The following is a 1,619-nucleotide window of genomic DNA, read 5'->3' as shown; positions in this document are numbered from 1 at the left end:
ACTCCACACCCACGGCCACACACCCACCTGGCCCACCAACACCACCACCCACACCCCCCTCCCCACCTACCCCTTCCAACACCACACCTACTGGCCGCAGCAGGGCGGCGCCGGTGCCGGCGATCTGCGTTCCGCGGGGCTTCTCCAGGGCGGGCACCCTCTGTTGGCGACCAGCGTCGAGCTGGCCCACAGCGAGGGCGTTGTGTACACCGGACGGTTGTCGGTCCGTACGCAGCCGTGGCTGGCCGATCACATGGTCATGGGCAGTGTGCTGCTGCCGGGCACCGCGTTCGTGGAACTCGCGCTGCATGCGGCGAGGTTGGCCAGCCCTGCCAGGGTCCAGGAGCTCGTCCTGGAGCATCCCATGGTGCTTCCGGAGGACGGAGCCGTCGTTCTGCAGGTGGCTGTGGCGGAAGGCAACGCTGCAGGCGAGCAAGTGCTCTCTGTGCACTCGAGGTTCGACGGGGACGGGGCTGCGGAGTCTGCATGGCAGCGGCACGCCGTGGGTACGCTGGTCGCCGGGCCAGTCGAGCCCGGACCCGACGACGTGTTGACGGCTTGGCCGCCGCCGGACGCGGAGCCGATCGCGGTCGACGACGTGTACACCGGGTTCGAGGCGGCGGGACTCGACTACGGTCCCTTCTTCCAGTGCCTGCGCGCGGTCTGGCGGCGCGGCGACGAGGTGTTCGTCGAGGTGGCGACACCGCCCGGCGAGGAAGAGTCTGCCGCGGCCTACGCGATGCACCCCGCGCTGCTCGACGGCGTTCTGCACGGCGCCGGAGTGGGTGGCCTGCTCGGGGCAAGCGAGCAAGCCCGGGTCCCGTTCCAGTGGCAAGGGGTGACGTTGCATGCCGTCGGCTCATCCGCGCTGCGTGCCCGCCTGACGCTCTCAGGCGAGGACGCGATCGCCCTCTGCGTCGCGGACGACGCGGGGCGGCCGGTGATGGCGGTCGAGCGACTGACCATGCGCAAGCTGTCGGCCGAGCAACTGCCCGACAGCCGGGGCGAGCGGGCGCGTCGCTTCCTGTTGGAACTCGTCTGGCGGCCTCTCACCTGGCGCCCGACGACGTCCACATTCGCCCTGGCCACGTTGGGTGGCGCCCAACTTCCGTCCGCTATCGGGTCATTGGCCTCGGCGCATCCGGAACAGGCGACGCACATGCTGCTACTGCCGGAAACCGGGTCGGGACGGGACGGCGATGCACCGGACCTGTCGCCGCAGGCCGCGCTGGCGGCCGTGACGGAGGCCCTGGCGCACGTGCAGGCATGGGCCGCAGATGATCAACTGGCACAAACCGTCTTGGTGGTGGTCACGCAGCAGGGTGTCGCGGGTCCCGACGGTGTCGCGCCGGATCCTGCGGCGGCGGCGATCTGGGGCCTGATGCGGTCTGCGCAGGCCGAGCATCCCGGGCGGATCGTCCTTGTGGACGTCGACGGTTCGGAGGAGTCCTGGCGGTCCCTTCCCGCAGCGTTGGCTGTGGGTGAGGGGCAACTGGCCGCACGGGAAGGCACCCTCCACGTCCCCCGCCTCACCCACCTCCCCACACCTACAGCCACACCCACAAGCGAAACGGACACCACCCCCAGCACCCCAACAAACACCGACACCCTCCCCTGGA

At 70.4% G+C, this 1,619-nt stretch carries 1 protein-coding gene; it reads left to right on the top strand.

Annotated elements, in window-relative coordinates; translation table 11 throughout:
• Positions 1-163 precede the first annotated feature (163 nt).
• Positions 164-1,619 (top strand): SpnB-like Rossmann fold domain-containing protein (locus tag ABT245_RS45840; RefSeq protein WP_351747101.1); only part of this gene is annotated, 1,456 nt, incomplete at its 3' end.

It is taken from the genome of Streptomyces sp. NPDC001508, from assembly GCF_040298665.1.
Taxonomy (GTDB): domain Bacteria; phylum Actinomycetota; class Actinomycetes; order Streptomycetales; family Streptomycetaceae; genus Streptomyces.
This window is presented reverse-complemented; position numbering and strand designations above follow the sequence as displayed.